General features: G+C 35.0%; 27 protein-coding genes and 2 other annotated features. Of the genes, 26 read left to right on the plus strand and 1 reads right to left on the minus strand.

Annotated features, from left to right (window positions below; all coding sequences use genetic code 11):
• Nucleotides 1-187: 187 nt before the first annotated feature.
• The 3 genes from pfkA (at nucleotide 188) to AXY_RS04830 (ending at nucleotide 3444) form a co-directional block, all read left to right on the plus strand.
• Complete coding sequence (gene pfkA / locus AXY_RS04820; protein WP_015009667.1) at nucleotides 188-1147, plus strand: 6-phosphofructokinase; 960 nt, start codon at nucleotides 188-190, stop codon at nucleotides 1145-1147.
• Between the two features lie 51 nt (nucleotides 1148-1198).
• Nucleotides 1199-2962 (plus strand): pyruvate kinase, encoded by a 1764-nt coding sequence (gene pyk, locus AXY_RS04825; protein WP_015009668.1) that lies wholly within the window; start codon nucleotides 1199-1201, stop codon nucleotides 2960-2962.
• An 86-nt stretch (nucleotides 2963-3048) separates the two neighbouring features.
• The gene (locus AXY_RS04830) at nucleotides 3049-3444 is read left to right on the plus strand and encodes an FxsA family protein (protein ID WP_015009669.1); all 396 of its coding nucleotides are present in this window, start codon (nucleotides 3049-3051) and stop codon (nucleotides 3442-3444) included.
• Here AXY_RS04830 and AXY_RS04835 read toward each other — a convergent pair.
• Entirely contained in the window at nucleotides 3441-4541 is a 1101-nt protein-coding gene (locus AXY_RS04835) for an AI-2E family transporter (protein WP_155835468.1), read from the minus strand. The two genes, AXY_RS04830 and AXY_RS04835, sit on opposite strands and share 4 nt — an antisense overlap.
• A gap of 165 nt (nucleotides 4542-4706) precedes the next feature.
• Between AXY_RS04835 and AXY_RS04840 the strand changes: the two genes are divergently transcribed.
• The 23 genes from AXY_RS04840 (at nucleotide 4707) to AXY_RS04950 (ending at nucleotide 26894) form a co-directional block, all read left to right on the plus strand.
• Nucleotides 4707-5174: a DUF441 domain-containing protein gene (locus AXY_RS04840; RefSeq protein ID WP_015009671.1), complete on the plus strand. Its 468-nt coding sequence runs from the start codon at nucleotides 4707-4709 to the stop codon at nucleotides 5172-5174.
• Nucleotides 5175-5285: 111 nt separating this feature from the next.
• Entirely contained in the window at nucleotides 5286-6401 is a 1116-nt protein-coding gene (locus AXY_RS04845) for a citrate/2-methylcitrate synthase (protein WP_015009672.1), read from the plus strand.
• A 53-nt stretch (nucleotides 6402-6454) separates the two neighbouring features.
• On the plus strand, nucleotides 6455-7726 hold the full coding sequence (icd, locus tag AXY_RS04850; RefSeq protein WP_015009673.1) for an NADP-dependent isocitrate dehydrogenase: 1272 nt from the start codon (nucleotides 6455-6457) through the stop codon (nucleotides 7724-7726).
• Nucleotides 7727-7912: 186 nt separating this feature from the next.
• Entirely contained in the window at nucleotides 7913-8620 is a 708-nt protein-coding gene (locus AXY_RS04855) for a response regulator transcription factor (RefSeq protein ID WP_015009674.1), read from the plus strand.
• Complete coding sequence (gene pnpS, locus AXY_RS04860; RefSeq protein WP_041450109.1) at nucleotides 8604-9992, plus strand: two-component system histidine kinase PnpS; 1389 nt, start codon at nucleotides 8604-8606, stop codon at nucleotides 9990-9992. The genes AXY_RS04855 and pnpS overlap by 17 nt, the downstream gene beginning before the upstream one ends.
• Nucleotides 9993-10071: 79 nt before the next feature.
• Nucleotides 10072-12714: a DNA polymerase I gene (polA, locus tag AXY_RS04865; RefSeq protein WP_015009676.1), complete on the plus strand. Its 2643-nt coding sequence runs from the start codon at nucleotides 10072-10074 to the stop codon at nucleotides 12712-12714.
• A gap of 13 nt (nucleotides 12715-12727) precedes the next feature.
• Complete coding sequence (mutM, locus tag AXY_RS04870) at nucleotides 12728-13558, plus strand: DNA-formamidopyrimidine glycosylase (RefSeq protein ID WP_015009677.1); 831 nt, start codon at nucleotides 12728-12730, stop codon at nucleotides 13556-13558.
• A gap of 90 nt (nucleotides 13559-13648) precedes the next feature.
• A complete protein-coding gene (gene ytaF, locus AXY_RS04875) occupies nucleotides 13649-14272 on the plus strand; it encodes a sporulation membrane protein YtaF (protein WP_015009678.1) in 624 nt (207 codons plus the stop codon).
• A gap of 39 nt (nucleotides 14273-14311) precedes the next feature.
• On the plus strand, nucleotides 14312-14911 hold the full coding sequence (coaE, locus tag AXY_RS04880) for a dephospho-CoA kinase (protein ID WP_015009679.1): 600 nt from the start codon (nucleotides 14312-14314) through the stop codon (nucleotides 14909-14911).
• A gap of 144 nt (nucleotides 14912-15055) precedes the next feature.
• Nucleotides 15056-15451 carry a hypothetical protein gene (locus AXY_RS04885; protein WP_015009680.1) on the plus strand — a complete coding sequence of 132 codons (396 nt, stop codon included), beginning with the start codon at nucleotides 15056-15058 and terminating at the stop codon, nucleotides 15449-15451.
• Nucleotides 15452-15473: 22 nt separating this feature from the next.
• Nucleotides 15474-15944, plus strand: coding sequence for a transcriptional regulator NrdR (gene nrdR / locus AXY_RS04890; RefSeq protein WP_015009681.1), 471 nt, complete (start codon nucleotides 15474-15476; stop codon nucleotides 15942-15944).
• Between the two features lie 62 nt (nucleotides 15945-16006).
• Nucleotides 16007-17332 carry a replication initiation and membrane attachment family protein gene (locus AXY_RS04895; protein ID WP_015009682.1) on the plus strand — a complete coding sequence of 442 codons (1326 nt, stop codon included), beginning with the start codon at nucleotides 16007-16009 and terminating at the stop codon, nucleotides 17330-17332.
• A gap of 22 nt (nucleotides 17333-17354) precedes the next feature.
• Entirely contained in the window at nucleotides 17355-18284 is a 930-nt protein-coding gene (dnaI, locus tag AXY_RS04900; protein WP_015009683.1) for a primosomal protein DnaI, read from the plus strand.
• A 137-nt stretch (nucleotides 18285-18421) separates the two neighbouring features.
• Nucleotides 18422-19222 (plus strand): sporulation protein YtxC, encoded by an 801-nt coding sequence (gene ytxC, locus AXY_RS04905; protein ID WP_015009684.1) that lies wholly within the window; start codon nucleotides 18422-18424, stop codon nucleotides 19220-19222.
• A 57-nt stretch (nucleotides 19223-19279) separates the two neighbouring features.
• Nucleotides 19280-19507: a binding site (T-box leader), on the plus strand.
• A gap of 67 nt (nucleotides 19508-19574) precedes the next feature.
• Nucleotides 19575-21524 carry a threonine--tRNA ligase gene (thrS, locus tag AXY_RS04910; protein WP_015009685.1) on the plus strand — a complete coding sequence of 650 codons (1950 nt, stop codon included), beginning with the start codon at nucleotides 19575-19577 and terminating at the stop codon, nucleotides 21522-21524.
• Between the two features lie 107 nt (nucleotides 21525-21631).
• Nucleotides 21632-21970, plus strand: coding sequence for a hypothetical protein (locus AXY_RS12255; protein WP_051007530.1), 339 nt, complete (start codon nucleotides 21632-21634; stop codon nucleotides 21968-21970).
• 43 nt (nucleotides 21971-22013) lie between these two features.
• Nucleotides 22014-22142 (plus strand) — a sequence feature (ribosomal protein L20 leader region).
• 173 nt (nucleotides 22143-22315) lie between these two features.
• The gene (infC, locus tag AXY_RS04920; RefSeq protein WP_041450268.1) at nucleotides 22316-22819 is read left to right on the plus strand and encodes a translation initiation factor IF-3; all 504 of its coding nucleotides are present in this window, start codon (nucleotides 22316-22318) and stop codon (nucleotides 22817-22819) included.
• A gap of 33 nt (nucleotides 22820-22852) precedes the next feature.
• Nucleotides 22853-23047: a 50S ribosomal protein L35 gene (gene rpmI, locus AXY_RS04925; RefSeq protein ID WP_015009688.1), complete on the plus strand. Its 195-nt coding sequence runs from the start codon at nucleotides 22853-22855 to the stop codon at nucleotides 23045-23047.
• Between the two features lie 42 nt (nucleotides 23048-23089).
• Nucleotides 23090-23449 carry a 50S ribosomal protein L20 gene (gene rplT / locus AXY_RS04930; RefSeq protein WP_015009689.1) on the plus strand — a complete coding sequence of 120 codons (360 nt, stop codon included), beginning with the start codon at nucleotides 23090-23092 and terminating at the stop codon, nucleotides 23447-23449.
• A gap of 80 nt (nucleotides 23450-23529) precedes the next feature.
• Nucleotides 23530-23784 (plus strand): DUF1294 domain-containing protein, encoded by a 255-nt coding sequence (locus tag AXY_RS04935; protein ID WP_015009690.1) that lies wholly within the window; start codon nucleotides 23530-23532, stop codon nucleotides 23782-23784.
• A gap of 73 nt (nucleotides 23785-23857) precedes the next feature.
• Nucleotides 23858-24424: a VTT domain-containing protein gene (locus AXY_RS04940; protein ID WP_015009691.1), complete on the plus strand. Its 567-nt coding sequence runs from the start codon at nucleotides 23858-23860 to the stop codon at nucleotides 24422-24424.
• 72 nt (nucleotides 24425-24496) lie between these two features.
• Entirely contained in the window at nucleotides 24497-24943 is a 447-nt protein-coding gene (gene dut, locus AXY_RS04945; RefSeq protein ID WP_015009692.1) for a dUTP diphosphatase, read from the plus strand.
• An 874-nt stretch (nucleotides 24944-25817) separates the two neighbouring features.
• Entirely contained in the window at nucleotides 25818-26894 is a 1077-nt protein-coding gene (locus AXY_RS04950) for a M42 family metallopeptidase (RefSeq protein WP_015009693.1), read from the plus strand.
• Nucleotides 26895-26973: the final 79 nt, after the last annotated feature.

Below are 26973 nucleotides of genomic sequence, written 5' to 3' on the forward strand. Positions count from 1 at the left end.
AATTATTGTAAATAATTTAACAAACTCAAAATGTTAGTAAAATTATTTCATTTTCACCCCTAAAAGTGTATATTTAGGGGTGAGATTTTGTCGACTTTCATGTATAATCTTTATGGGCGTGATATTAGGATATATCTACATGTTTATGTTAAGCTAATAGATGTAGATTTAAGATTGAGGTGATTATATGAAGAAAATAGCTGTTTTGACAAGCGGTGGAGATGCTCCAGGTATGAACGCAGCTATTCGAGCGGTAGTCAGAAAAGGTATCTATCATGGTATTGAAATATACGGTGTATCAAACGGTTTTCAAGGCTTGATGGAAGGTAAGATCAAAAAAATGGAACTCGGCTCTGTTGGAGATATCATTCAACGCGGAGGTACGATTCTGTTTTCTGCGCGCTCTGAGGAATTTAAAACCGATGAAGGTCAAGAACGTGCCATTAAACAATTGAGAGATAGAGGTATTGAAGGTTTAGTAGTTCTTGGCGGTGACGGTTCATTTACAGGTGCGTTAAAATTGACTGAGAAAGGCTTTCCATGTGTCTGCATTCCTTGTACAATTGATAATGATATTCCAGGAACTGATTTTACAATCGGTTTTGATACAGCATTAAACACTATTGTAGAAGCTGCCGATAAAATAAGAGATACAGCAACTTCTCATGAACGTACATATGTTATCGAGGTTATGGGCCGAGATGCGGGAGATTTAGCACTTTGGTCAGGTTTAGCTAATGGTGCAGAAAGCGTAATCATTCCAGAACGCGACGAACCTTTTGAAAACATCATTGATCGTCTAAATAGAGGACGAGCACGTGGGAAAAAGCATAGTATTATCATTTTAGCTGAAGGTGTCGGTAGTGGGATTGAACTAGGCAAGAGAATTGAAGAAACAGCTAATCTAGAAACACGCGTAACCGTATTAGGACACATCCAACGTGGTGGACAACCAACTGGTGCAGATCGTGTATTAGCAAGTCGTTTAGGCGCTAAGGCAATCGATTTGTTAATTGAAGGTCAATCAGGTGTGATGGTTGGTATTGAGTCAAATAAACTTACTCATCATAAAATCAAGGATATCCTTAATAAGCCACACAACATAGATATGAGCTTGTACAAACTTATGGGAGAACTATCTATCTAAATTTATTATAGATATTTTAGTGTTTTACAAATACCAAGGAGGAAATTAGTAATGAGAAAAACAAAAATCGTATGTACGATAGGACCAGTTTCAGAATCATTAGAAAAAACAACAGAATTGATTGCAGCAGGTATGAACGTTGCACGTCTGAACTTTTCACATGGTGATTTCGAAGAGCATGGTAATAGAATTAAAAACATTCGCGAATCAGCGAAAAAATTAGGTAAAACAGTAGCTATCCTTTTAGATACTAAAGGTCCAGAAATCCGTACTGGTGTAATGGCTGAAGGTAAAGTGGAAATTGTTAAAGGTCAAACAATTAACATTTCTATGGACGAAACTGTTAAAGGTACTAAAGAGCGCTTTGCAGTAACTTATCCAGATTTAATTAACGATGTTCACGTTGGATCAAAAATCCTTCTAGACGACGGTTTAGTTGAATTAGAAGTAACTGCAATTCTAAAAGAAGAAAATGAAATTGAAACAAAAGCATTAAACTCAGGTATCTTAAAAGATAAAAAAGGTGTAAACGTACCTAATGTTAGTGTTAACTTACCTGGTATGACTGAAAAAGATGCTAAAGATATTCTATTCGGTATTGAGCAAGGTGTAGACTTTATCGCTGCATCATTTATTCGCCGTGCTTCTGACGTATTAGCAATCCGTGAGCACCTAGATAAAAATGGTGGTAAAGACATTCAAATCATTTCAAAAATTGAAAACCAAGAGGGTGTTGACAACCTAGACGCTATTCTACAAGTATCAGATGGAATTATGGTTGCTCGTGGGGACTTAGGGGTTGAAATTCCACCTGAGGATGTTCCAGTTGTTCAAAAACTTATGATCCAAAAATGTAATCTAGCAGGTAAGCCAGTTATTACAGCTACACAAATGCTAGACTCAATGGAGCGTAACCCAAGACCTACTCGTGCTGAAGCTTCAGACGTTGCTAACGCGATTTTTGACGGTACAGATGCAATTATGTTATCTGGTGAAACAGCAGCGGGTGATTACCCAGTTCAAGCAGTACAAACAATGCACAATATTGCAATTAAAACAGAATCTGTATTAGATCATAAAGCAATTCTAGCTAAGCGTACGAAATCAACTGAGGTTTCAATGACTGATGCAATTAGTCAATCAGTTAACCACACAGCTATGAATTTAGATGTTAATGCTATTTTAGCTCCAACTGTAAGTGGTCATACAGCACGTGTTATTTCAAAATACCGTCCTAAAGCACCAATCATTGCAGTAACATTTGACGAAAGAGTTAGCCGTGGTCTTTCATTAGTATGGGGTGTTCACTCAATCGTAGGTGACGTAGCATACACGACAGATAAAGTATTAAACGTTGCTATCGATCGTGGTTTAGAAACTAACCTTCTAAAACGCGGAGATCGTGTAGTTATTACTGCAGGTGTACCAGTAGGTGAAAGTGGTACAACTAATATGATGAAAGTTCACATCATTGGCGATGTTTTAACAAAGGGCCAAGGAGTAGGTAAAGGTAGCTCATTCGGTCGTGTTGTAATTGCTAAGGATGCTAAAGAAGCAAATGAAAAAGTAAACTATGGTGACATTTTAGTAACTCAAGCAACTGATAAAGATATGATGCCTGCTTTAGAAAAAGCAAATGGTATTATTACAGTTGAAGGTGGTTTAACTTCACATGCTGCAGTTGTAGGTCTTGATTTATCAATTCCTGTAATTGTTGGTGTTGATAATGCACTTTCAGTTCTAGAAGAAGGTAAAGAAATCACTGTTGACGCTAAACGTGGCGATATCTACAGTGGTAGAGCAAGTATCTTATAATATTAATAACAAGTTATAATAAAATGAAAGAGGGGGGCTAACCCCCTTTTTTCATCTAAAAATATTTGTGTCATGGAGGTGCGGTTATGTTTAGATGGTTGTTTTTACTTTTAATAACAGTACCGCTAATTGAATTAGCCATTATCGTTTGGGCAAGCACATATATAAGTGGTTGGTCAATTATTGGTATGATTATCTTAACTGGTTTCATCGGCGCGACTCTAGCAAAGCAACAAGGAATTGAAGCACTTCGTCGTGCCCAAATTAGCATGCAAAATGGTGACCTACCTAGTGACCTATTTATTGACGGTATATGCATACTGATCGGTGGCATTGCTTTATTAATGCCAGGATTTTTGACTGATTTATTTGGCTTTGCTTTACTTATACCTCTGTCAAGACGCTTATTTAAGTCATGGCTAAAAGCAATCTTCCAAAATATGATTAATAAAAATCATCGAATTATATATCGTCGTTTTTAAATGTTTAGTTGTCCATTTACTATATAACGGTAGACGATCTGATCTAATTGACTACGTTTAATTGATTGAATCGTAATCAGTACGATCGGTGTATACAAAATACCCCAAAGACCAAAATACAAAATGCAAAGATAACCAATGCTAATAATGAAGAAAGAATTCATTCCAATTTGTTCAGAGACTAATTTGGGTTCTAAAAATTGCCTTAAACAAACAATGATGATATATATTACGGCAAGCTCAATTGCGACAATAAATTGACTCGTTACTAAGCAATAAATAATCCATGGCCAAAGTAAAATACCAACTCCAATTATTGGAATAAAGTCAATTAAGCCAAAGGCAACTCCAACTCCAAATGCACGGTCAATATTAATAAAATAAAACCCAATGATAAGCACAATCGTTGTCGCTAAACAGACGAGTAATTGTGCTTTTATATATCCCCAGCCCATACTGAAAAAGTGTCGTGAAAACTCACTTATTTTCTTGACTGCTTTTTTAGGTAGCCATTTTGTTAAATAGTATTTATATTTCTCCCAATCCTTACACAATAGGATGGTCAAGATTATGACGATGATTGTTGAGGACGTCAATTCGATTGTTTGAATAAACGCATTAGAGACAAAAGGGATAAACTGATTAGCTAAGTTATGGCTAATCGTCATTACAAGACTATATAAGTAATCGATTAATTTAATTAATTGACTTGAGAGTTGATCATTTAATGGTGTTGGTAGAAAATCTATATTAGGCAAGGTATAGTTGGTGAAATTATAAATCCATTGTTTGAAGAACTCGATGATTGTTTCAAAGTAATCTGGAATTTGAATGACAATCGCATTAAAAATATCAATTAGGTAAATTAAAATTAAGCTGAAACTAATTGAAATAGTAATCATAAAGCTAAGTAAGCAAATGATTATTGCCATCATCCGATTGACGCGCATTTTAGCTACAATTAATTGAATTGGCTTCTGAAGTATTGCACTGATACCGATGACAAGAACAAAGATAAATAAATTTTGGATCACATAATAGACCGCTGCGACTAATGCTGTAGCTATTAATATAACGAAGAAAAGTCTTAATAACATTGGTTTATACTCTGAAATCAGTTTTATCACCTGCTTGTCTCTTACTATGCTTATAAATTAAAATATGATATTATATAACAGATCATGCTTGAATTTTGCTAATATTTAATTATCTGTGGTAAGATAGAATTTAACTATTAAATCACCTAGACCGAGGGATCATATATGCTAAACTTATCGACATTATTTTTAATTTTAATATTTATTCTTGGCTATATTGGTAAAAACCAATCGATTATGATTGCTGTATACATTTTGTTAGGAATACAGTTGTTAAACCTAAATGACAAAGTCTTCCCGTTTTTACAGCAAAAAGGCATGACAATCGGTATAACGGTTATTACGGTATCGGTACTGATCCCGATCGCAACAGGTGATATTGGCTTTAAAGAGTTAATTGATAGTGTAAAAGGCTATTATGGTTGGATTGCACTAGGATCAGGTATGTTCGTTGCCATTGTAGCACGTGGTGGCCTTGATTTATTAACTAATGATCCTCACTTAACAACAGCACTTGTTATGGGTACAATTATTGCAGTTGTCTTCCTCCAAGGTGTTGCTGTTGGTCCATTAATTGGAGCTGGAATTGCATATATGATCATGCGAATTGTAGACTTCTTTATAGCAAATTAAGAAAGATAGTTTGAGATTTAAATAGTTTGCTAGATTTTGTTGGCTCAAAATGAAATCAACTCAAATTACAGCTGATTACCTTTTAATTTTATTGTAAAAGGAGGAAATAGTATGATTAAAGCGCGAGGTCTTGAAGGCGTAGTTTTAACGGATACGAAGATCACTTCAATTTCGGGAACAAAGTTATCATACGTTGGTTATGATTTAGATGATCTCGTTAACTATGCTACATTTGAAGAAGTAGTCTTCTTGCTTTGGTATAAACGTCTACCAAACCAAGCTGAATTAACTGAATTTAAAGAAAATTTATTCGAAGTGATGGAATTACCAGAAGAAATCTATCCACATATTGAACATATGGATTTAAATAAAATTCATCCAATGTCTGCTTTACGTTCTGTTATTTCATTGTTGGGTGCTTATGATCCTGAGGATTCTTTGACTCACAAAGATGCAACAATGGAAAAGGCACTTCGATTACAAGCGCGCATATTAACAGTGATTACGACACTCTCACGATTGCGTAATGGAAAAGAGATCCTACATCCTAAGAAAGAATATGGTTACGCAGAGAACTTCTTGTATTTATTAAAAGGTGATCCTGTTGATCCAATCGAAGCCAGAGCATTTGATCAGGCATTAATATTGCATGCTGATCATGAATTAAATGCTTCAACTTTTACAGCTCGTGTTTGTGTGGCAACTTTATCAGATTTATATTCTGGTATCACAGCAGCGATTAGTGCTTTAAAAGGAGAGTTACATGGTGGGGCGAATGAGCAAGTGATCAAGATGCTAATGGAAATTGGTGAGGTAGATCGCGCTATTCCCTATATTCAAGAAAAAATTAATAATAAAGAAAAAATCATGGGAATGGGCCACCGAGTTTATAAAAAAGGTGATCCACGAGCCAAATATCTGAAAAAGATGTCAAAGGAACTAACTCGAAAAGCCGGACAAGAGAAATGGTATCAAATATCTGAAATTATTGAAGAATATATTAAAAAAGAAAAAGGATTACCTGCAAATGTTGATTTTTATTCAGCATCAACCTATCATTCTATGGGAATTGAACATGATTTGTTCACACCAATATTTGCTATGAGTCGAACTTCTGGTTGGATTGCTCATATGCTTGAACAATATGACGATAATCGATTGATTCGACCACGGGCAAACTATGTTGGACCTAAAAAGCTTGAATTTATTCCAATATCCAAACGCTAATTATATTAAAATAATTTAGTGATTTGGTTTTAGACTATATTAGGAGGGGTTTTATGGTACAAGGAGAAAAAGTAACAGTTGTAGATGGTGTAGTAAAAACACCAGACCACGTAACAATTCCATTTATCGAAGGAGACGGAACTGGTCCAGATATTTGGGCTGCATCTAGTCGTGTATTAGAAGCGGCTGTTGATAAAGCTTACGAAGGCAAGCGAAGTATCGTTTGGAAAGAAGTTTTAGCTGGTGAAAAGGCGTTTGAAACGACTGGTGAATGGTTACCAGAAGAAACTTTAGAGACAATTCGCGAATATAAAATTGCAATTAAAGGTCCTCTAACGACACCAATTGGCGGTGGATTCCGTTCATTAAACGTCGCACTACGCCAAAAATTAGATTTATTCACATGTCTTCGTCCAGTGCGTTATTTTGACGGTGTTCCATCACCTGTAAAACGTCCTGAAGATACAGATATGGTTATTTTCCGTGAGAATACTGAGGATATTTATGCGGGAATTGAGTGGGAAAAAGGTACTGAAGAAGTTGAAAAGATCATTAAATTCTTAAAAGATGAAATGGGCGTAACGAATATTCGCTTCCCGGAAACATCAGGTATTGGTATTAAGCCAGTTTCTGAAGAAGGTACACATCGTTTAGTAAAAGCAGCGATTGAATACGCTATTAAAGAAAATAGAAAGAGTGTGACTCTCGTTCATAAAGGCAACATTATGAAGTTCACTGAGGGAGCCTTCAAAAATTGGGGTTATGAATTAGCGGAAAGAGAATATGGTGATAAAGTATTTACTTGGGCTCAGTATGATAAAATTGCTGAAAAAGAAGGTCGAGAAGCTGCTAATAAAGCTCAACAAGAAGCTGAAGCAGCAGGGAAAATTATTGTAAAAGACGTTATTGCAGATATCTTCTTACAACAAATTCTTACTCGTCCAAGAGAGTTCGATGTAGTTGCAACTATGAACTTAAATGGTGACTATATTTCTGATGCTTTAGCAGCGCAAGTAGGTGGAATTGGTATTGCGCCAGGCGCAAATATTAATTATGAGACAGGGCATGCTATTTTTGAAGCTACACATGGGACAGCTCCAAAGTATGCGGGTCTTGATAAAGTTAACCCATCATCAGTGATTTTATCCGGTGTATTGATGTTAGAGCACTTAGGATGGAATGAAGCAGCTGATTTAATTATTGAATCAATGAATAAAACAATTAGCTCAAAAGTCGTTACATATGACTTTGCACGTTTAATGGACGACGCTAAAGAAGTGAAAACATCAGAGTTTGCTGATGAATTAATCAAGAATATGAATTAATTATAACAATGCTGACAATGCTAAAGTTGTCAGCATTTTTTCTTAGCAAAATATTATGACATATATGCAGAAAATTTACGGAATATTTACATTGTAAAGGATATTTTACATGGTTTTGATAGCTTTATAATTCACAATTTCATAGTTAAGTTGTATGATTAAGCTAAAGACAATGGGGGTAGAGAAATGAATCAAAGAATACTGATTGTGGATGATGAGGATTCAATCGTTACATTATTACAATACAATATTGAAAAAGCAGGATTTGATACCGCTGTTGCATATTCTGGAACAGAAGCTTTCGACAAGGCGATGAAAGAGTCATTTGATCTCATTGTCCTTGACTTGATGCTACCAGGAATGGAAGGAACCGAGGTTTGTAAACGGTTGAGACAGGAGAAAGTAGATACACCAATTCTAATGTTGACTGCTAAGGGTGATGAGTTTGATAAAGTTCTTGGTTTAGAGCTTGGAGCAGACGACTATTTGACTAAGCCGTTCAGCCCTAAGGAAGTTGTTGCTAGAATTAAAGCTATTTTACGTCGGACAAATAAGCAAGTAGAAAATGATTCCTCGCAACTAAAAGTAGGAGAAATCGTAATTTTCCCAGATCGATATGAAGTGTTACAAAATGGAGAAGAACTCACCTTTACTAGGAAAGAGTTTGAATTACTTGTTTATTTAGCGAAACACAAAGGCAAAGTGCTATCACGCGATCAATTACTTAGTGCAGTATGGAATTATGATTTCTCAGGTGATACACGAATTGTTGATGTTCATGTCAGCCATATTCGAGAAAAAATTGAGCCAGATACGAAGCAACCTATCTATATTAAAACAATCAGAGGATTAGGTTATAAAATGGAGGAGCCTACGTTTGAAAAGATCGAGTAAATTCACATTTGTTATTTTCGTAACTATATTGACCGTTCTTTTTCTAAGTCTCTTATATGTATTCGTTCCACTTGTCCAAGGCAGCGACCGTATTATTGTTGTGTTAGCTTTAATCGGTGCACATGCGGTCATTTTCATCTTAATCTATCAAATATATCTAACCTATTTAAAACCAAATGAGCAAATTAAAGTAGTCTTAGATGAATTAATTAAAGGTAACTATAGTGCCCGTGCCTATGAGAAAAGTCATCATGGCATAGATCGATTAGGATATGCAGTGAATAAGCTTGCATTTAATTTACAAAATTTAAACCGACAGGATAAAATGCATTCAAGACAACTGCATACCGTGATTGATAATATGGAAAGCGGAATTATGCTACTAGATACACAGGGTTACGTTCAATTAATTAATCGCAAATTTACAAATTTATTTGATTTGACCGAACAAGAGGTTAAGAATAAGCTGTACTACCATGTTTTAACCCATGATAGTATTTATCAAGCAGTTCAAGATGCCTTCTTATATGAAGATACAATCAAAAATTCAATCACTTTAACAAAAGGAAATGCAAAGATTTATATTGAGATCGTTGCTGTTCCATTTTTTAATGAAAGTAGAGAATTAAGAGGCCTTGTCTTCGTATTTCATGATATTAGTGAATTAAAACAAGTTGAACAAATTCGTAAAGATTTTGTTGCGAATGTATCGCATGAATTAAAGACACCAGTTACCTCAATTAAAGGTTTTGCCGAGACAATGCTAGACGATGATTCGATTGATCCAGAAATGTTACGGAAATTCCTGACGATTATCTATAAAGAAAGTGATCGACTCCAATCTCTAATTCACGATTTATTAGAATTAAGTAAACTAGAACGAGATGAATTTAAAATTAATCTTAATAGAATAAATTTTTCATCAATTGTTCGTGAGAGTGTTACAATCGTTAAAGATATGGCCAATAAGCGGAATGTTGAGCTAATCTTGGATGTTAATGATGATTTAAATTTAACTGGTGATGAGCAACGTCTAAAACAAGTTATTTTAAATCTACTTTACAATGCAATTAGCTATTCAAAAAAAGATGGTAAAGTGCATGTTTCGGCTTATAAGAACCAACAGTGGTTAACATTAACAGTTAAAGATAATGGTATTGGTATTCCTGAATCATTGATTGGTCGAATTTTTGAACGATTTTATCGAGTTGATCAAGGGCGCAGTCGAGAAACAGGTGGTACTGGGCTTGGCTTAGCGATTGTAAAACATATAGTTGAAGCACATGATGGTTTTATTGAAGTTGACAGTCAGTATGGCGTAGGGTCAACATTTACAATAAATTTACCCATTACACATGGATTAACAAACTAAACGAGTTGAACGACTCGTTTTTTTATTTGCTCTAAACATGTTAAAATACTAATAGCACTGAAAATAAAGGAGACGAATCATGACTGATAAACAAAAACTGATATTAATTGATGGGAATAGTATTTTATATCGTGCCTTTTTTGCCCTTCCTTTATTATCAAATGATAAAGGTGTTTATACAAATGCAGTATTTGGTTTTACGAAAATGCTGATGAAAGTATTAGAAGAAGAAAGTCCAAGTCATATCATGATTGCTTTTGATGCAGGCAAAACGACTTTTCGCCATGCAAAATATAAAGACTATAAAGGTGGTCGACAAAAAACGCCACCTGAGTTATCAGAGCAATTTTTATTAGTGAGAGAGTTGTTAGATGCGAGCTCAATTGTTCATTATGAGCTTGAACAATATGAAGCAGATGATATTATTGGGACTCTAGCTAAAAAAGCAGCTCAAGCTAACTTTAATGTTCAAGTTATTACTGGTGATAAAGATATGCTTCAACTCGTATCTGAAGATGTTCATGTCCAAATTACGAGAAAAGGTATTAGTGAGCTAGATATTTATACGCCAGAATTCCTTGAGGAAAAGCTAACGATTAAACCTGAACAAGTTATTGATATGAAAGCACTAATGGGAGATAGTTCTGATAACATCCCAGGTGTAACAGGTGTCGGTGAGAAAACAGCGATTAAGCTGTTAAATCAATTTGGTACTTTAGAAAATATCTATCAAAACCTTGATCAAGTTAGTGGTAAAAAGCTAAAAGAGAATCTAACAAATCAGAAAGACTTAGCTTTTCTAAGTAAAGAGTTAGTGACGATTAACCAAGATTCACCTGTTGAGATAGAATTAGATCAAATTGCATATAAAGGCTATGATCAATCAAGATTAACAGCATTATTTAAGGATTTAGGCTTTAAATCGTTATTAAGTTCACTTGATGGTGAGTCAAGTGATGAATCAGAACAAACAGAGACATTAAGCCCAATCGATTTGAAGATTATCTCGTCATTTGATGAGGTTAAGCTTACTGGAACAGATGCGTTTACTGTGGAAATCTTAGAAGAGAATTATCATACTGGCGAGATTATCGGCTTTGGACTTGCAAATGATCAAGGAAATTACTTTATTCCAACAGATGTCGCACTAGGATCAGATCAATTTAAACAATGGCTTGAGGGTTCAACAAAGAAAAAGATTACCTTCGATGCTAAAAAAGTAATGGTTAGCTTAAGACGATATGGTATTCAGGTAAAGGGGATTATCTTTGATTTATTACTGGCTTCATATTTAATTAATCCAGCTGAAAATAGTCACGATATTCCAGCGATTAGTCATCGATTAGGTTATCAGAATCTGTTATTTGATGAAGAAGTATATGGCAAGGGAGCCAAAATGTCTGTACCTGAGCAAGCAATTGTTGCTGATCACGTAGTAAGAAAAGCTAAAGCATTATTCCAATTGCAAAAAGATGCTGAGGCAAAATTACAAGAAAATGAACAAGAAAGCCTATTTAAAGAACTTGAATTACCACTAGCATCGATCTTAGCTGACATGGAGTCAACTGGTGTAAAAGTTGACGAAAAACAATTAGAAGTGATGCAAAGTGAATTAAAAGCACGATTAAGTGCAATCGAAACAGAGATCCATGAGCAAGCAGGAGTGGCCTTTAATATTAATTCACCGAAACAGTTAAGTGAAATTTTATTTGAAAAGCTTAATCTTCCGGTTATTAAGAAGACTAAAACGGGATATTCAACATCAGCAGACGTATTAGAAAAGCTTGAGGACAAACACCCAATTATCCCTAGTATTTTACTATATCGTCAGCTTGGCAAATTACAATCGACATATATTGAAGGCTTGCTAAAAGTAATTCATGATGATAAAAAAATTCACACACGATTTAATCAGGCGCTAACACAGACTGGCCGCTTAAGTTCCGTAGATCCAAACTTACAGAACATCCCAATTCGATTGGAAGAAGGACGCAAAATTAGAAAAGCGTTTATTCCAAGTGAAAACGATTGGATTATTTTAGCGTTTGACTATTCACAAATTGAATTAAGAGTATTAGCTCATATTGCTAATGACGAGAAGCTAATTGAAGCATTTAAATCAGATCGTGATATCCATACTCAAACTGCGATGGATGTCTTTAATGTTACAGCAGATGAAGTTGATAGCTTAATGCGTAGACAAGCTAAAGCCGTTAACTTTGGCATCGTTTATGGAATTAGTGATTATGGCTTATCACAAAACTTAAAAATCACTCGAAAAGAAGCGCAAGCATTTATCGATCAATACTTTGTTAGCTACCCTGGAGTTAAACAATATATGGATGATATTGTTCATAAAGCAAAACTTGATGGCTATGTGACGACATTGATGAATCGACGACGTTACTTACCTGAGATCACGAGCCGAAACTTTAATCAACGTAGTTTTGCTGAGCGTACCGCAATGAATACGCCAATCCAAGGAAGTGCAGCTGACATTATTAAGAAAGCAATGATCGATTTAGATCATGCATTAAAAGCCGGGAATTTTGAAGCACGCTTATTACTACAAGTTCATGATGAGTTAATTATTGAAGCGCCAAGAGAAGAAGCAGACAAATTGTTAGAGCTAGTACCGAAAGTAATGACTGAAACGGTCACATTAAATGTGCCGCTTAAAGTTGATGCTTCACAAGGCGAATCATGGTACGACGCTAAATAGAAAGGAAATAGTTATGCCAGAATTACCAGAGGTCGAAACAGTTAGACAAACATTATTAAAACTAGTTAAAGATGAAGTGATTACATCAGTTGATGTGTTTTGGCCAAAGATTATTAAAAAACCAGATGATGTATCAATCTTTAAACAGTTACTAATCGGTCAATCAATCAAGGATATTAACCGAAAAGGGAAATTTCTAATTTTTGAACTAGATCACTATTCATTAGTATCTCATCTACGTATGGAAGGAAAGTATGGTATTTATCCTAAAGAAGCAATTAAGGACAAGCATACACATGTGATCTTTAATTTTGAGAGTGGAAGATCACTACATTATCATGACGTTAGAAAGTTTGGGACGATGCACCTTTTTAACAAGGGCGAGGCTCACCTTGAACTGCCACTTGCGAAGGTTGGTCCAGATCCTTTTGAACCCGGGTATTTATTTGAAGATATTTATCCAAAAATCAAAAAAAGCTCACGAGCGATTAAAAATATTTTACTCGATCAAACAATTATTTCAGGGTTGGGCAATATTTATGTTGATGAGACATTATTTAGAGCAAAAATCCATCCACTACGTCAAGGTACATCATTATCTGAAACAGAAGTTCAATTCATTTTAAAAGAAGCAAAAGATACACTAAGAGAGGCTGTCAAGCAAGGTGGAACAACGATCAGAAGTTATACAAATAGTTTAGGTGAGATCGGGTTATTCCAACAAGAGTTATACGTCTACGGTCAGACAGGTGAGCCATGTAAGACTTGTGGTTCAGAAATCGAGAAATTTAAAGTCTCAAACCGTGGTACCCATATTTGTCCTAGCTGTCAACTCATTTCTTAGTCAATCAAGACTCACACCTTTTTTCATCCACCCATATACTATTTCGAGTTAAGTTATTGTACTTAAGACTTGAAGGAGTTGTGGGTGGAGATGATTGAAATATTCTCCTTATTATTTTTAGGAATCGCAGTTAGTATCGATTGTTTTATGGTTGCTTTTAGCTATGGATTAAAAAAGATGACTCTATCTAAACCGATGATACTCGTTATCGGTATTTGTTCAGGATTAGCTTTTGGAATAGCGATGCTTGCTGGTCAATTATTATCATTATTGATAAATGAAACATTGATTACATTTATCGGTGCCATATTATTGATCGGTTTAGGTATATATAATCTCGTCTCATTTGATCAACCGAAACAAACAGTTGAAAAACAGTATAATATTGAACTTAAACGGTTAGGAATTGTAATAAGTATTTTGAAAAAACCAGTCTTAGCTGACCTTGATCAGTCTGGAGATATTACTGGTTTAGAAGTTGTTTGGTTAGCAATGGCGTTATCAATAGATGCAAGTGCTGCAGGACTAGGTGCTTCACTTGTAGGAATCGATTTAACCGCAATCATTTTTATTATTTTTATGACGGCAACATTTTTAGCTATTGGACTATACATTGGAAGAAAGTTTGCCAAAGAAGAATTAGCTCCATGGGTTCGCTATATTCCTGGTATTTTACTAATTATCATTGGAATAAGTCGTTTTTGGATTGGCTAAGAATAAATTTACCGTAATTATATTTATGTAGGTGATAAAATGACAAAGGTTCTTGGTTTAACTGGAAGTATTGCGACTGGCAAAAGTACTGTTGCTCAACTTTTTATCCGTGAAAATATTCCGATTATTGATGCTGATCAGATTTCACATCAAGTAATCGAACCAAATCAGCGCGCATATCAACAAGTATTGCGTGCATTTGGCGATGATATTTTATCAAGTGATCAAAAAATTAATCGCAAGAAATTAGCCGAATTAATTTTTAACGATAAAGCAAAACGTGACTTACTTAATCAAATTGTTCATCCAATTATAATTGATCAATTAATCGAGGAAAGGGATCGATTGATTAGTGAAGGACATGCGCTCGTTGTACTTGATATTCCTTTATTGTACGAGCTTAACTTAACTAATTTAGTCGATAAAGTTATTGTCGTTTACACGACACGAATGACACAACTTGACCGATTAATGAATCGAGATCAATTGACCAAATTAGAAGCAGAACAAAGAATTAATTCACAGATTTCAATAGAAGAGAAGAAGCAAAAAGCAGATTATGTGATTGATAATAATGGCACCAAAGAAGTGACAGCTGAACAATTTGAACAGCTTTTAAATAGTCTCAAAACAGATTAAATCTTACTAAGTATTAAGATGTAACCGGTTTTACTAAAAATATCGTATTTATCATGAATTGATGCTATAATTAGAACTAGACTATTATACTTATACTCGGTAAATACTTGTTTTACAAATTATTATATTAATGGGGTGTCATACATGGGATTTAAGGAAACACTGAATAAATATTTTAATAATCATTCAGAATCTAGAGATAATCATTGGGACAAGAATTTAAGAACGAAATACTATCGAACAACAAAAGATAAAGCATTTGATACAGTACTTCGCTATTTTAGACAACTTCCAAATTGCGAAATTAACTCAGAATCAGAAAAACATGGTGAAATTAGTATTAACTATAAAGGCAAGCGACGTGCCTTTATTATTGTTACCATCATTATGGTCAAGCCGTATAGAACTGCAGTAGACTTTTCAATTACGACAGAAGGCGGCCTATTTGACTTAGGGTTTAGTCATAATTTAATCCCTAAACTATATAAAGCTTTATCAAAAGAATTACAAGAACTAGATCAACAAGAACAAATCTATTAATTAAAGGTGGGAATGAAAGAATATGCGCTGTCCAACCTGTCAAAATAAGAATACCCGTGTTTTAGATTCTCGTCCAATTGAAGAAGGGGACGCGATTCGAAGACGTCGTGAATGTGAAGAGTGTAGCTATCGATTTACAACTTTTGAACGCATTGAAGAAATGCCATTAATCGTCGTGAAGAAAGAAGGCGTTAGAGAGGCGTTTAGTCGTGAGAAGTTAATTCGAGGCTTAATTAAAGCTTGTGAGAAAAGACCAGTATCTCATGAACAATTAAAACAACTGGCTATAGATGTCGAGAGAGAATTACGTAGTAGAGGCTCTGCTGAGGTAGAAAGTAAAGATGTCGGAGAGCTTGTAATGGATCATTTGGCTCAAATTGACGAAGTTGCTTATGTTCGTTTTGCATCTGTCTATCGCCAATTTAAAGACATTAATGTCTTTTTAGATGAACTAAAAGAAATTATGAATTATTCGAATAAAAAAGATAAATGAGCCATATAGGCTCTTTTTTCTTTGTGCTATAATAGAGTCAACATTAATAAAGGAGGCATACCATGCACCAATCAATTGGGAAAATACTCCCCTCTGATCATTTCACAATTATTAACCAGTGTTCAATTACAGATGATCACTATCAAGCACTCTATCAATTGTATCAACCGATTATTGGTGTGGATGCAACGGCGCTTTACGTTACTTTATATCATCTTATTCAAGCGAATCAAAAGCATAGCCACCATCATTTAATGCAACTACTAGATCGACCATTGACAGTCATCTATCAAGCTCGGTTAAAATGTGAGGCAATTGGCTTGATTCATACATATAAACATGAACTGGAGCACGGTTCGATTTATCACTATCAATTAAATGAACCACTTAAAGTTAAACAATTTTTAAAGCATGATTTATTAACGCAATTATTACGTCATCAAATTGGCCGAATTAAATATCAGGCAATTAAAGAATCTGTTAGTTCAATTTTTGAAGTTCAAGATAAAAATCAGCTAGGCAAAAACGTAACAGCTCAATTCTCTGATGTGTTTAAATATGACGGTGCAGCACAATCATTTGTAAAAATTAATCAAGAAGAAGAAACACAAGCAGAGCCTAATGTTCAGCATCATAACATTGACTGGAAGTGGCTAGAGAAGAGCCTAGCTGATCGAATGTTACCAGTAGAAAGAATTTTAACTGATGACAATATTAAATTAATAGAGCAAATGGGCGGGCTTTATCAGTTATCGACAACGCAACTCGATAAAGCAATCCAATGGGCGCTTACGAGTCAGCATGATTTAAATCGTGAAGAATTTAAGAATGCCTGTCTCGATTTAGTTGAAACATTGCCTGCACAACAAGTGAATATCGTTAATCAGAGAGAACGAATTAAGACGACTGATCAAGAACCGAAGAAATCAAAAAGAGATTTATTTGTTGAACGAATGGAGACAATTAGTCCAAAAGAATTGTTAGAAGATTTATCCAGTGGTCGTCAAGCATCTCAACAAGATCTAAAAATGATTGCTAATATTATGGATGCACAAGGACTTGAGCCGGGCGTTATGAATGTTTTGATTCATTACGTAATGCTTAAAACAGATATGAAATTAACTCGTTCCTATTTAGAGAAAATCGCAAGTCATTGGTCACGGAAAAATGTTAAAACAGTCCAACAAGCGATGACTTTAGCAAAATCAGAAAATAATAAATACCAACAATGGGATCAGAAAAAACAAACAAACTATGGTCAAAGACGAAAGAGTCAAGAAGTCGTGCCTGAATGGTTTAAGAATCGTAAGAAAAAAGAAGATAGTCAACCAGCCGAAGTTACAGCAGATATTGATCAAATTTTACAATCTTTCAAAAATAAAAACTAAACTGAGTAGAGGTGAATAAGCCGTGGAATCCATACAAGCATCTTTAAAGAAGTGGATGAAGGACAATGCGTCATTTCAAGACGTTTATCAAAAAATGCGTACTGATATAATCAATGATCCAGAAATTCAGCAAATCCTGCAAGCTAATCCTCAATTGGATCAGGAATCAATTGATCGACAATTAATTAAACTGTACGAATATCAATCACAAAATAAGGATTGTACTAATTGTCCGGAAAATGGATGTTCAAACAATATTTTACCAGGCTACAAACCACGATTAGAAGTGGACGGGAAGCATATCCATGTTAGCTATGAAAAATGTAAATATACGATAATTAGAGAAGCACAGCAAGAGAGAGCATCACTTATCAAAAGCTTATATATGCCTAAAGATATTCTCCACGCCTCAATTGCAAACATTCACGGTAATGATTCAGCAAGACACCGAGCAATTGTTGAGATATCAAGGTTTTTAAATGAAGCTGGTGAGAAGCTTCCTCAAAAAGGGCTGTATTTCTACGGTCCCTTCGGCGTTGGAAAAACATACTTCCTCGGCGCCATTGCAAATGAATTAGCGGATCGTGGGATTGAATCGATGTTAATTTACATGCCTGAATTTGTCCGAGAAATTAAATCATCGATTAAAGATGATTCAATTAGTGAAAAGATTGATCAATTCAAAAAGGTATCAGTTTTGATGTTAGATGATATTGGTGCAGAGTCAATTTCTGCTTGGTTTAGAGATGAAGTATTAGGCTCAATTTTACAATATCGCATGATGGAAGGATTACCAACATTCTTCAGTTCAAATTATTCACTCAGCCAACTCGAAAAACATCTTTCAACAACTACAAGAGGTGACATTGAACAGGTTAAAGCAGGAAGAATTATTGAACGGATTCATCAATTAAGTATTCCTGTTGAAATTAATGGTGAAAGTCAACGATAAGCTTAGATTTTATTTAGTTAATAGGTGGGGGATTCGTTAATCTCGTCCACCTATTTTAATATCAACCGATATTTAATCATTTTTTTAAAATAACATCCATACAATATAACAGTGTTAGAAGAGATGGATGTGATTAAATGGTGAAAATTAAATTTGATCATGAACTTGACCTAACGATGTTTAAAGACAAGCTGATTAAAGAGCAGCGAATGTGGCGAGTACTAGATGATCAAAAGTTAGAAATTCTTGATCAGGATCATGATAAAACGAGTCAGATGTTAACCCAAATGTTTTATTCTGTTGATCTAAAACCGATGCTTATCGAGATTTTGATCAATCAATATTTTTATTATGATTTTGATGAAATGAATGCAATTTTATCCTTTGCAGCACAAATGCTCTTAACTGACCAATATCGAGATGTAACTTTCTTATCAGACTTAAGAGCAACAATGCAACAGTACTTTACTGTTGATCCAGATCAATCATTCTTCTACTATGATAAACAAAAGCATATATTTTTTGAGCAAGCAGGTTGGTTGTTAGAGGAAGTCGTAGCACGGTCGATTGATGAAAAGAAACAAGAAGAACGTTACCAAGTATTTTTAGAATCGCTTAGGGAGTACGTGAGGGCACGAGATAAGGGACCACTTTGTTTTGTTAAGTGGAGAAATGGTGAAGGAGATATTTATCATGAAAATGGGCATTATTACACAAAAGAAGAACTAAATCGAAAAGTATTAGAAACACCCATTCATATCTACCAATTTGCTCAAAACGAACAGAAGCTCAGTCCTTTTCTGGCACTTAATCCAAGACAAATATTAGTTTATCCAGACAATGAAACGGATCCTGTACTTATATCACTTCAAAACATATTTGATGAACGTCTAGTCATGATTCACAATCACACATTTCCGTTTGAAAATCAAACTTAATAGTTTGACTTGATTTTTCATAATTAAACCTTTATAATCTAAAGCATAATTTGATAACGATAAGTTATGATAAGGACATGATTATTAGTCTGATGTTCAAAAGAGAGGGAAGTCGTGCTGAAATCTTCCTGTTCAATCTACTAATAGTTACCACCTTTGAACTCCATTTTTGAACATAATAGTAGAAAATGGCGTCACTCTACGTTACAGAGCCTATGAGCCAAACAATGGTATGACTTTGTTTGGGAACGAGGGTGGAACCACGAGTTAATGCTTGTCCCTTTGCGTATGACGCAGAGAGATAGGCTTTTTTTATTGCACAGATTTTTATAAATAAAGGAGCGTACACAGAATGGAAAATCAAATTTTAATTACATTTCCTGACGGAGCACAAAAGGCGTTTCCAAAAGGAACAACAGGAGAAGACATTGCACAATCAATTTCTCCAGGTTTAAGAAAGCAAGCTTTAGCAGTAACACTGGACCAAGTGTATTACGATTTAAAAACACCACTACCAGGAGATGGTGAAATCGCGATTATTACAAATAAACAACCTGAGGGCTTAGAAATCATGCGTCACTCAGCAGCCCACGTAATGGCACAAGCGATTAAACGCTTGTATGGCCATGATGTCAAACTTGGTGTAGGTCCAACAATTGAGGATGGTTTTTATTATGATTTTGATTTAGACCAATCATTAACACCAGAAGATTTACCTAAGATTGAAAAAGAAATGCAACGTATTATTGATGAAAATCTTGAAATTAGACGAGTTGAAGTGAGCCGTGCTGAAGCGGAGAGACTTTATCGTGATGAAGGCGATAACTTAAAGCTAGAACTACTTGAAGCTATTCCAGAAGATGAGACAGTAACGATTTATGAGCAAGGTGAATTTTTCGACCTTTGCCGTGGTGTACACGTCCCATCAACGAGCAAAATCAAAGTATTTAAGCTATTGAGTATTTCAGGTGCGTACTGGCGTGGAGATAGTAATAACAAAATGCTTCAGCGTATTTATGGAACAGTCTTTAATAAACAGGCTGATTTAGATGAATACTTGCGCTTACGTGAAGAGGCTAAAGAGCGTGACCATCGTAAATTAGGTAAAGAATTAGGTCTATTTACTGTATCACAAAAAGTAGGTCAAGGATTACCAATTTGGTTACCAAAAGGAGCTACAATTCGCCGTATTATTGAGCGCTATATCGTTGATATTGAAGAAAAACTAGGCTATGATCACGTTTATACACCTGTTTTAGGTAGTGTAGAGCTATATAAAACAAGTGGACACTGGGATCACTATAAAGATGATATGTTCCCAACATTAGAAATGGATAACGAAGATCTTGTGCTTCGTCCAATGAACTGTCCACACCATATGATGGTATACAAAAATCAACTGTACAGCTACCGTCATTTACCAGTTAGAATTGCTGAACTTGGTATGATGCACCGTCATGAAATGTCAGGTGCACTTGCAGGTTTACAACGTGTACGTGCGATGACTTTAAATGATGCACATATTTTTGCTAGACCAGATCAGTTGAAAGAAGAATTTATTCGAGTTGTAGAGCTTGTTCAAAATGTTTATCGTGACTTTGGCATTGAAGACTTCTACTTCCGTTTATCATATCGTGACCCAGAAGATAAAGAGAAATATATCGATAATGATGAAATGTGGGAAATGGCACAAGCAACATTAAAAGAGACAATGGAAGAAATGAATTTGGAGTATGTTGAAGCTGTAGGAGAAGCGGCATTCTATGGTCCGAAGCTTGATGTACAAGTAAAAACTGCGCTAGGTAAAGATGAAACATTATCAACAGTTCAACTAGACTACCAGGCTGCAGAACGCTTTGACTTATCATATATTGGTGAGGATGGTCAAGAACACAGACCAGTTGTTATTCACCGTGGAATTGTAGGAACGATGGAACGTTTCGTTGCTTTCTTAATTGAAGAGTATAAGGGAGCTTTCCCAACATGGTTAGCACCTGTTCAAGCACGCATTATTCCTGTTTCCAATGAAGCCCATGCTGACTATGCGAAGAAGGTTGAAGATGCACTTCGCATGGCGGGGATGCGTGTTGAGGTTGACTTACGTGATGAAAAGATGGGTTACAAAATTCGCGAAGCGCAAACTGAGAAATTACCATTCGCTTTAGTTGTTGGTGATAATGAGGTAGAAGCTGGTGCTGTTAATGTTCGTCGCTATGGTAAGAAAAAATCAGAAACCTTAAGCCTTGATGCTTTTATCGCAATGGTTAAAGAAGAAATTGAAACAAAATCAAGAAATAATTAAATTTAAGTGGAACTGCCCTTGATTAAGGGCGGTTCTATTTTGTTTGTTTGTTGTCCCTCTGTTTTACGTATGTTATACTATAACTAATTGGGAGTGGAGGGAATTTGATGAAAAACACTAAAGTCATTTGTGAAAAGTGTAATGGTGTTGTAGAATCAGGTGAAGACCTTGTGACAACGACGCTATTTTTACCAGTTGTCGCTTACCATGAAGATTGTTTTGTCGATCACTTAAAAGGTAGTCGAGGCTTTATCCTATCAGGTGTTCCAATTAACGGACTTTATTCAAATATTACTACTATATTGTGTGTTATCCTTGCTATTATCAGTCTTGTGTTTTTTGAAAGTATGGCGATTCTGTTTTTTGCAAGTTTAATTCCAATTGCCTATCGTCTATACTCTTATTTTATTTATGAACGTCCTTTAAAAAACCTTGACAATCATTAAATAGAGTGTTAAGATAATCTAGTGTGAAATTTAAATATGATCAATTGACAAGTAGAGGCACCCGCTTCTCGCCTGTTCGACACATCAAGTAGTTGCCAGGTTATTTAACAGTCGTTATTCTGATTAAACAGGATAAGTGTGGGTGCATTGGTACCGACACTTTTTTTATTTGATTTTATTCAAATAAGAGAGGATAGCATGTTTCGACATGAAACAAACCGTGACGTAAATATGCTTATTTTATCAGAGAATCACACTTAAATGGTCGGATGACTACACTTTAAATTTTTGTCAATCATCACACGTTTTAAATATTCTCGGAGGTGAATGGCTATTAGCAAAGAAATGAACGTTAATGAGGGGATTCGTGCACGTGAAGTTCGTTTAATTGATTCAAATGGGGATCAACTAGGTGTTAAATCTCGTCAAGAGGCTTTAGAGATTGCTGCAACTCGTAACTTAGATCTTGTATTAGTTGCACCAAACGCTAAGCCACCTGTATGTCGCATCATGGACTACGGAAAATATCGCTTTGAACAACAGAAGAAAGATAGAGAAGCACGCAAGAAGCAAAAAGTTATTAACATTAAAGAAGTTCGTTTAAGTCCTGGTATTGAAGATCATGACTTTAATACAAAACTTCGTAATGCACGCAAGTTCTTGGAAAAGGGAGATAAAGTTAAAGTATCAATCCGATTCAGAGGACGAGCAATCACGCACAAAGATCTTGGACGTGATGTGCTAGAGCGTATGGCTGAAGCATGTAATGACATTTCAACTGTTGAACAAAAGCCGAAAATGGAAGGTCGCAGCATGTTCTTAATGCTTGCACCAACAAATGATAAATAAGTTTTATTTTGATGTTTTTAAGGAGGAACAACTATGCCAAAAATGAAAACACACAAGGGCACACAAAAACGTTTTAAAAGAACAGCTTCTGGAAAGCTAAAACGTGCTCAAGGTTATACAAGTCACTTGTTTGCAAATAAATCACAAAAACAAAAAAGAAAACTACGTAAAAATGCGCTCGTTTCTAAAGGCGATCAAAAGCGCATTGATCAAATGTTACCAAGATAATACTGAAGATTGGTTTTTGGTTATATATAGGAGGGAATTATTATGGCACGTGTTAAAGGTGGAACAGTTACACGCAAGCGTCGTAAACGTATATTAAAATTAGCTAAAGGTTACTATGGTTCAAAACATAGTCTATTTAAAGTAGCAAAACAACAAGTATGGAAATCAGGTCAATACGCATATCGTGACCGTAAGCAGAGAAAACGCGACTTCCGTAAATTATGGATCGCACGTATTAATGCTGCTGCACGTCTAAACGATATTTCATATAGCCGTCTAATGCACGGTTTGAAATTAGCAGGTATTGAAGTAAACCGTAAGATGCTTGCAGAACTAGCTGTTTCTGATGCAGCTGCATTCACACAATTAACGGAGCAAGCTAAAGCAGCATTAAATAAATAATAAACTTAAGAGTTGTTTTCTTATCTAAGAGACAACTCTTTTATTTTTATAAAAAAATGATCGTAAAAATGAGGATTGAAATGAAAAAAATATATATGTTGCTTATCATCATCAATCTATGCAGTTTAATCATTATGAAGGTGGATAAGTCACGGGCGAGAAATAATCAGTGGCGCATCCCTGAAATGAACATATGGCTCATTAGCTTACTCGGAGGTTCAGTTGGTACATATATTGGAATGAAGCTTTTTCGTCATAAAACAAAACACTTATCATTTAAAATAGGCATTCCGTTATTGATTTTAATTCAAGCATTGACCTTAATTATGCTATAATAATCTTTAACTGATCATAAACGATAAGCGTTTTTCATAAATATAACCGAAAGGGAGAGGAGGCCAAAATGAAATGGACCAAATCGAACAATATATTGAATTTTTACGTAATACGCATATATTAATTGCACCGTTATTGTTTATTGTTCTTCATGGCGTTCGATCAATATTTTTCATACCTGTTATTGCAATTTGTATCGCAGGTGGAATGATATTTGGTATCATTCCTGGCATCATCCTATCTATTATTGGGTTATTATTATCTAGTATTATTTTTTATGCAATGGCGAAAAAAATGCCCTTCCTAACTAATCGACTAATGAAAATGAAATCAAAAATAAAAACAAATGACAAACAATTAACAGTCGGTCAAATTACAATCTTAAGATTAATACCGTTTATTCATTATCATTTGTTATCATTTTTACTATACGAATCGACCGATGACTTTCAATCGTATGTCAGTGCATCATTTTATACGGTAATACCAATGTCGGTTGTTTATACAACAATCGGTCAATCAGTAATTAATTTTTCACCGCTTGTATCGTTAATCTTATTGGCCAGCTTAACGACTTTATTATTATTTATCTCACGGAAAAAAACCGAACGTGTTAGCGTACGTGAATTTTTGAGATGATCGGGTAACATATTTATTACTTAATTTTATATAAAAAACAGCAGATAGATTTACTAAGAATGAGGGATATAGATGGAGTATAAATTGTTAATTAATTTGATACACGAAGATGCAAAATTACCATATCGTGCAAACGAAGGTGATGCTGGTCTTGATTTATTTTCTATTGAAGAGCAAATCATTAACCCAGGAGAATCAGCATTAGTAAGAACAGGCTTACAAATTGAATTACCTAAAGGGACAGAAGCACAGATTAGACCTAGAAGCGGCTTAGCTTTAAAACACTCAATTACTGTGTTAAATAGTCCTGGAACAATCGACGAAGGTTACCGTGGCGAAATCAAAGTGATCTTAATCAATCATGGTAAAGAAGAGTTTAAGATTGAAAAACATATGAGAATTGCCCAAATGGTGATCGCTCCAGTCCTTAAAGTTGAACTAGTTGAAACAAGCGATCTATCTAAAACAGATCGAGATCAAGGCGGATTCGGCTCATCAGGCAAAACAGGAACTAAATAATCGTTCTGAAAAATTTATTAGCACAAGACGACTAGCAAACTAGCTCAGCTCGTCTTTTTTGTTTATCAGATAATGGCTATCTTTAATGTTTAGTTTAAAAATTGCTGAAAATGTTGAAGAAAATGCGCTAATCATTAAAGTTAGGTCTAAAGAGATTCGAAAAGGTTAAAGATTATGCATTAATCGTAAACGTTTAGTCTATAAAAAGTCGCAAACGATGAAGATTAAGCACTAATCGTTAATGTTTTGTCTAAAAAAAGTTTTAAACGTTAAAGATTAAGCCCTAATCGTTAATGTTTTTCCAAAAAAAGTTTTAAACGTTAAAGATTATGCTCCAATCGTTAATGTTTTACCATAAAAAAGTCGCAAAGATTGAAGATTATGCTCCAATCGTTAATGTTTTATCAAAAAAAAGTCGCAAACGTTAAGGATTAAACCTAATCGTTAATGTTTTGCCATAAAAAAGTCGCAAACGATGAAGATTAAGCCCTAATCGTTAATGTTTTACCAAAAAAAAGTCGCAAACGTTAAGGATTAAGCCCTAATCGTAAACGTTTAGCTATAAAAAAGTCGCAAACGATGAAGATTAAGCCCTAATCGTTAATGTTTTACCAAAAAAAAGTCGCAAACGTTAAGGATTAAGCCCTAATCGTAAACGTTTTGCCTAAAAAAAGTCACAAACATCAAAGATAACGCCAGAATCTTAAACATTTTGCTTAAAAATATGCAAAAACGTTTAAGATACCTCAAAAATATAGACACGCCTACAAAATGTCAAGGTCGCTGCTAATAACAATGCAAAAAAACATAAAACTCCTCACTGTCAATATTCAGAAAAGTCCGTTATAATATCATGAGGAGGAGGTCATACATAATGAATGAAAAATTAACAATGTTTAAAGAATTAACTGAAGCTAAAGGTATTTCAGGTAATGAAAAAGAAGCGCGTGAGGTTATGAAAAAATATATTGAACCTTATGCGACTGAAGTTTTTACAGATCATTTAGGAAGCTTAATTGCTAAAAAAGTAGGTCAAGAGGATGGCCCTAAAGTGATGGTTGCTGGTCACTTAGATGAAATCGGACTGATGGTCACTCGAATTGACGATAACGGTTTCCTTTATTTCCAAACAATCGGTGGTTGGTGGAGCCAAGTAATGCTCGCTCAACGTGTAACTGTTTGTACGCAAAAAGGAGATATTGTAGGTGTGATTGGTTCAAAACCACCACATATTATGCCAGCTGAAGCTCGTAGAAAGCCATATGAAATTAAAGATATGTTCATCGATATTGGTGCAACAAGTAAAGAAGAAGCAGAATCATTCGGCGTTAGACCAGGTGACTCTGTCGTTCCTTACTTCGAATTCCAACCAATGAAAAACGAAAAACTATTACTTGCAAAAGCGTGGGATAACCGAGTAGGTTGTGCGATTGCAATTGAAGTACTAAAACAATTGAAAGACGTAGATCATCCAAACGTTGTTTACGGTGTAGGAACTGTTCAAGAAGAAGTTGGTTTACGTGGAGCTAAAACTTCGACAAACATGATCGAACCAGATATTGGAATTGCAGTTGATACAGGAATTGCTGGAGATACACCAGGAATTTCGCCAAATGATGCCGATGGTAAGATTGGTAAAGGTCCACAAATCATCATCTATGATGCATCAATGGTTTCGCATAAGGGATTAAGAGATTTTGTCATTAAAACTGCTGATGATAATAACATTCCATATCAGTATGCATCAATTGCTGCAGGTGGAACAGATAGTGGTTCAATTCACCTAACAGCAAATGGTGTACCAGCGTTATCAATTGGTATCGCAACAAGATATATTCATTCACATGCTGGCATTATTCATGAAGATGACTTTGACAATACAGTGAAACTAATTGTAGAAGTTATTAAGCAATTAGACAAAGATACAGTACACAAAATAACATTTGATTAATTAGTAAATAAAACCCTGATAAAAAGGCTTTTGCGAATGCCTCTTATCAGGGTTTTTTCATTGATTAGTTAAAAAATCA

It is taken from the genome of Amphibacillus xylanus NBRC 15112, from assembly GCF_000307165.1.
Taxonomy (GTDB): Bacteria; Bacillota; Bacilli; order Bacillales; family Amphibacillaceae; genus Amphibacillus; species Amphibacillus xylanus.